The following is a 5,272-nucleotide window of genomic DNA, read 5'->3' as shown; positions in this document are numbered from 1 at the left end:
CAAGTTGTTAATCATGCCGAGCGCACACAAAAATGCGTACACATGTAGAAATGATGTGTACGCATTTTTTATGTTAAACAACTCACGACTGAGCGTATCAATAGAAAAATATGTAAAAAAAAGAGCCCCTCACAAGAGGAGCTCTCTATTAAAAATCAACTTAAGTTAAGTCGAAATTATGCTTGGATTTCAGTAACAACGCCTGATCCTACAGTACGTCCACCTTCACGGATAGAGAAACGAGTACCGTCTTCAATCGCGATTGGAGCGATTAATTCAACAGTCATTTCTACGTTATCGCCAGGCATAACCATTTCAGTACCTTCTGGTAAGTGAACAACGCCAGTTACGTCAGTAGTACGGAAGTAAAATTGTGGGCGGTAGTTAGTGAAGAATGGAGTATGACGTCCACCTTCTTCTTTAGATAAAACGTAAACATCAGCTTTGAATTTTGTGTGTGGAGTAATAGAGCCAGGAGCTGCTAATACTTGTCCACGTTGTACGTCTTCACGTGCAACACCACGTAATAAAGCACCGATGTTGTCACCAGCTTCAGCGTAGTCTAATAATTTACGGAACATTTCTACACCTGTAACTGTTGTTTTCTTGCTTTCTTCAGTGATACCGATGATTTCAACTTCTTCACCGACTTTGATTTGACCACGTTCAACACGGCCTGTTGCTACAGTACCACGACCAGTGATTGAGAATACGTCCTCAACTGGCATCATGAATGGTTTATCAGAGTCACGTTCTGGAGTTGGGATGTAGTCATCTACAGCTTGCATTAAGTCTAAGATTTTTTGTTCGTATTCTGGGTCGCCTTCTAAAGCTTTTAATGCAGAACCAACGATAACTGGTACATCGTCACCAGGGAAGTCGTATTCAGATAATAAGTCACGAACTTCCATTTCAACTAATTCTAATAATTCTTCGTCGTCAACCATGTCAGCTTTGTTTAAGAATACAACTAAAGCTGGTACACCAACGTTACGTGATAATAAGATGTGTTCACGAGTTTGTGGCATTGGACCATCTGCAGCAGATACTACTAAGATACCGCCGTCCATTTGAGCAGCACCAGTGATCATGTTTTTAACATAGTCAGCGTGTCCTGGGCAGTCAACGTGAGCATAGTGACGTTTGTCAGTTTGATACTCGATGTGTGAAGTATTGATTGTAATACCACGTTCTTTTTCTTCTGGAGCGTTGTCAATCATGTCGTATGATTGTGCTACAGTGTCACCATTTTTTGCTAATACAGTTGCGATTGCAGCTGTTAATGTTGTTTTACCATGGTCAACGTGACCGATAGTACCAATATTGGCATGTTCTTTTGAGCGATCGAATTTTTCTTTAGCCATTATGAAATCTCTCCTCTTCTTGTTAAAAAGTTATTTAAATTATCTCTCATGATAGTTTCTCACCATCATGAGAGCTTTATTGTTAAGTTGTATAAAGGACTAATTCCTTTATAAAGCATTTTCCGCAAAAAATCAATTCAGGAGACCTGTCAAGTCAGTTCTTGTGCAAGTTCCTAAAGGGAATTTAATTATTCACCTTTATTTTTCTTGATGATTTCTTCAGAAATTGATTTAGGTACTTCTTCATAGTGATCGAAGTACATAGTGTAAGTACCGCGACCTTGAGTGTTAGAACGTAATGAAGTTGCGTAACCGAACATTTCTGAAAGTGGTACGAATGCACGAACCATTTGAGCGTTACCACGAGGTTCCATACCATCAACACGTCCACGACGAGCTGTTACGTCACCCATGATGTCACCCATGTATTCTTCAGGCATTAAGATTTCAACTTTCATCATTGGTTCTAAGATTACTGGATCTGCAACTTTAGCAGCTTCTTTAAGTGCTAATGAAGCAGCGATTTTGAAGGCCATTTCAGATGAATCGACATCATGGTAAGAACCATCGTAAAGTTTAGCTTTAACGTCGATTAATGGATAACCAGCTAATACACCGTTTTCCATAGCATCTTTAAGACCAGCTTCAACTGATGGAATGTATTCACGTGGAACTACACCACCAACGATAGCGTTTTCGAATTCGAATCCTGCGCCAACTTCGTTTGGTGTGAATTCAATGTGAACATCACCGTATTGACCACGACCACCAGATTGACGAGAGAATTTACCTTGAACTTTAGCTGGTGTTTTGAATGTTTCACGGTATGAAACCATTGGCGCACCAACGTTAGCTTCAACGTTAAATTCTTTTTTCATACGGTCTACAAGAATATCTAAGTGAAGCTCACCCATACCGCCGATGATAACTTGTCCAGTTTCTTCATCAGTGTGTGCATGGAATGTTGGGTCTTCTTCTTGTAATTTAACTAAAGCTTGAGTCATTTTATCTTGGTCAGCTTTAGATTTTGGTTCTACTGACAAGTGAATAACAGGTTCTGGGAATTCCATTGATTCCAAGATAATGTCATTTTTCTCACCACATAAAGTGTCACCAGTACCAGTTTCTTTAAGACCTACCGCAGCTGCGATATCGCCTGAGTAAACTGTGCTGATTTCTTTACGAGTGTTCGCGTGCATTTGTAGTAAACGACCTACACGTTCACGTTTGTCTTTAGTAGAGTTTTTCACGTATGAACCAGAGTTCATAGTACCTGAGTACACACGGAAGAATGTTAATTTACCAACGTAAGGGTCAGTCATAACTTTGAATGCTAATGCAGCGAATTCTGCATCATCATCTGCTCTAGCAACGATTTCTTCATCAGGATTGCTAGCACGGTGACCAATGATTGGTTTAACATCTAATGGTGATGGTAGGTAATCAATTACAGCGTCAAGCATTAATTGAACACCTTTGTTTTTGAATGCAGTACCGCAAAGTACTGGGTAGAATTCGATATCTAAAGTAGCTTGACGGATTGCTGCTTTCAATTCGTCAACTGAAATTTCTTCACCTTCAAGATATTTTTCCATTAAGTCTTCGTTAACTTCTGCAACTGATTCGATTAATGTTTCGCGAGCTTCAGCTGCTTTCGCTTTGTAGTCTTCTGGAATTTCGATTTCTACGACTTCTTCACCGAATTCACCATTGTATTGGAAACATTTCATTGTAACTAAGTCAATGATTGCTTCGAATTCGTCTTCAGCACCGATTGGTAATTGAACAGCTTGAGCGTTTGCATCCAAACGATCATGTAAAGTGCTTACTGCGTATTCGAAGTTCGCACCGATTTTGTCCATTTTGTTTACGAATACGATACGAGGAACTCCATAAGTTGTAGCTTGACGCCAAACTGTTTCAGTTTGTGGTTCAACACCTGATTGAGCATCAAGTACTGTAACCGCACCGTCAAGTACACGTAATGAACGTTCAACCTCAACTGTGAAGTCTACGTGTCCTGGTGTATCGATAATGTTGACACGGTAATCATGCCATTGTGCAGTTGTTGCTGCTGATGTGATTGTGATACCACGGTCTTGTTCTTGTTCCATCCAGTCCATTTGTGCCCCACCATCGTGAGTTTCACCAATTTTGTGGATACGACCTGTGTAAAACAAGATACGTTCAGTTGTAGTTGTTTTACCAGCGTCAATGTGGGCCATGATACCAATGTTACGAGTTTTTTCCAAAGAAAAGTCTCTAGCCATTGTATTTTTTCTCCTTCCAGTAATTACTTGAGTAAATACTTTGAATATGGCGATGCCCTAAGCATGCCTTGGAATATACCATTTGAACACGCTCAGGGTTAAACCTTGAATCTTACCAGCGGTAATGAGCGAATGCTTTGTTCGCTTCAGCCATTTTGTGTACATCTTCACGTTTCTTAACTGCGCCACCTGTATTGTTAGCTGCATCTAAGATTTCGTTAGCTAAACGTTCTTCCATAGTTTTTTCACCACGAAGACGTGAATAGTTAACTAACCAACGTAAACCTAAAGTCGTACGACGCTCTGGACGTACTTCTACAGGTACTTGATAGTTAGAGCCACCTACACGGCGTGCTTTAACTTCTAATACTGGCATGATATTGTTAATTGCTTCATCGAATACTTCCATTGCATCACGACCACTGCGTTCTTGTACAAGGTCAAATGCTGAATAAAGAATTCTTTGAGCTGTTCCGCGCTTACCATCTAACATGATTTTGTTAATCAATTTAGTCACTAACTTAGAGTTGTGAATTGGATCTGGTAAGACGTCTCTTTTTGGTACTGATCCTTTACGAGGCATAATCAGAGTCCTCCCTTCATATTATAGTATAATCTCAAAATTTATCTCGAAAATTTACGTAATCTTAAACTTATTTTTTAGGACGTTTTGTACCGTATAATGAACGGCTTTGCATACGACCTTCTACACCTGAAGTATCAAGTGCACCACGAACGATATGGTAACGCACACCAGGTAAGTCTTTTACACGACCTCCACGTACAAGTACAACACTGTGTTCTTGTAAGTTATGGCCGATACCAGGAATATATGCGTTTACTTCGATGTTGTTTGATAAACGAACACGAGCATATTTACGTAACGCTGAGTTAGGTTTTTTAGGTGTCATTGTACCAACACGAGTACATACGCCACGTTTTTGTGGTGAGTTCAAGTCAGTAAATTGTTTTCTCATACTGTTAAAACCTTTGTTCAAAGCTGGTGAATCTGATTTCTTAGCTTTGCTTTTTCTTGGTTTACGTACTAATTGGTTAATAGTAGGCATTTAAGATGTCCTCCTCTCCTGTTTTATAATCCCACACATCCAGGTGGTTCATTTTTAGGTTAAATAAAATTTAGTAAGCGCAATTACTTACTAATTCTCATTTCAATAGAGCAACGACTGCTGCATCTACGTTGATACCTGCATATTCTCCTAAAGCTTTTTTGCTTTCGAAAAATGAAACAGGAATATCGCTATGATTGATCTTACTTAACACGTCTGACAGCAAATAAACTTCAACGTCTTGAGCAATAATTAATGATGTAACTTGGTTCTTCTTGAGTGCTTTGAGCGTCTCTTTCAAACCAACAACCTTATGGTGTTTGTTTAAGCGTGCAACTTTTTCATTAGACATTGATTATCCTCCAAAGTTCTGCTTGCATCAACCTTTATAATAGTAACACTTTCCATAGGTTGCGTCAACACAATTATTTAATATAATGCTGACTTTTTTAATGATAACAAATTCGGTGAAAATTTCAACAGATATCTTTAATCCTCTCTGTATTTCAAAGAATAGAAAAGCCAATACCGGCTTTCTAATGGCTCTTTGTCAAATTCGGTTGATATATAA

5 protein-coding genes are annotated in these 5,272 nt (G+C 39.1%); all 5 read right to left on the bottom strand.

Going from position 1 to position 5,272, the window contains the following annotated elements:
* Positions 1-176 precede the first annotated feature (176 nt).
* Complete coding sequence (tuf, locus tag HMPREF2937_RS05365; protein WP_002481337.1) at positions 177-1,364, bottom strand: elongation factor Tu; 1,188 nt, start codon at positions 1,362-1,364, stop codon at positions 177-179.
* A 188-nt stretch (positions 1,365-1,552) separates the two neighbouring features.
* Positions 1,553-3,634, bottom strand: a complete 2,082-nt coding sequence (fusA, locus tag HMPREF2937_RS05360) for an elongation factor G (protein WP_002481336.1) — start codon at positions 3,632-3,634, stop codon at positions 1,553-1,555.
* 112 nt (positions 3,635-3,746) lie between these two features.
* On the bottom strand, positions 3,747-4,217 hold the full coding sequence (gene rpsG / locus HMPREF2937_RS05355) for a 30S ribosomal protein S7 (protein WP_002481335.1): 471 nt from the start codon (positions 4,215-4,217) through the stop codon (positions 3,747-3,749).
* Positions 4,218-4,287: 70 nt separating this feature from the next.
* Positions 4,288-4,701: a 30S ribosomal protein S12 gene (gene rpsL, locus HMPREF2937_RS05350; protein ID WP_002481334.1), complete on the bottom strand. Its 414-nt coding sequence runs from the start codon at positions 4,699-4,701 to the stop codon at positions 4,288-4,290.
* Between the two features lie 97 nt (positions 4,702-4,798).
* On the bottom strand, positions 4,799-5,053 hold the full coding sequence (locus HMPREF2937_RS05345) for a ribosomal L7Ae/L30e/S12e/Gadd45 family protein (protein ID WP_002481333.1): 255 nt from the start codon (positions 5,051-5,053) through the stop codon (positions 4,799-4,801).
* Positions 5,054-5,272: the final 219 nt, after the last annotated feature.

This window comes from Staphylococcus sp. HMSC061G12 (assembly GCF_001838465.1).
GTDB classification, from domain to species: domain Bacteria; phylum Bacillota; class Bacilli; order Staphylococcales; family Staphylococcaceae; genus Staphylococcus; species Staphylococcus simulans.
The sequence above is the reverse complement of the archived record's forward strand: the minus strand, read 5'-3'. Positions and strand labels throughout refer to the sequence as shown.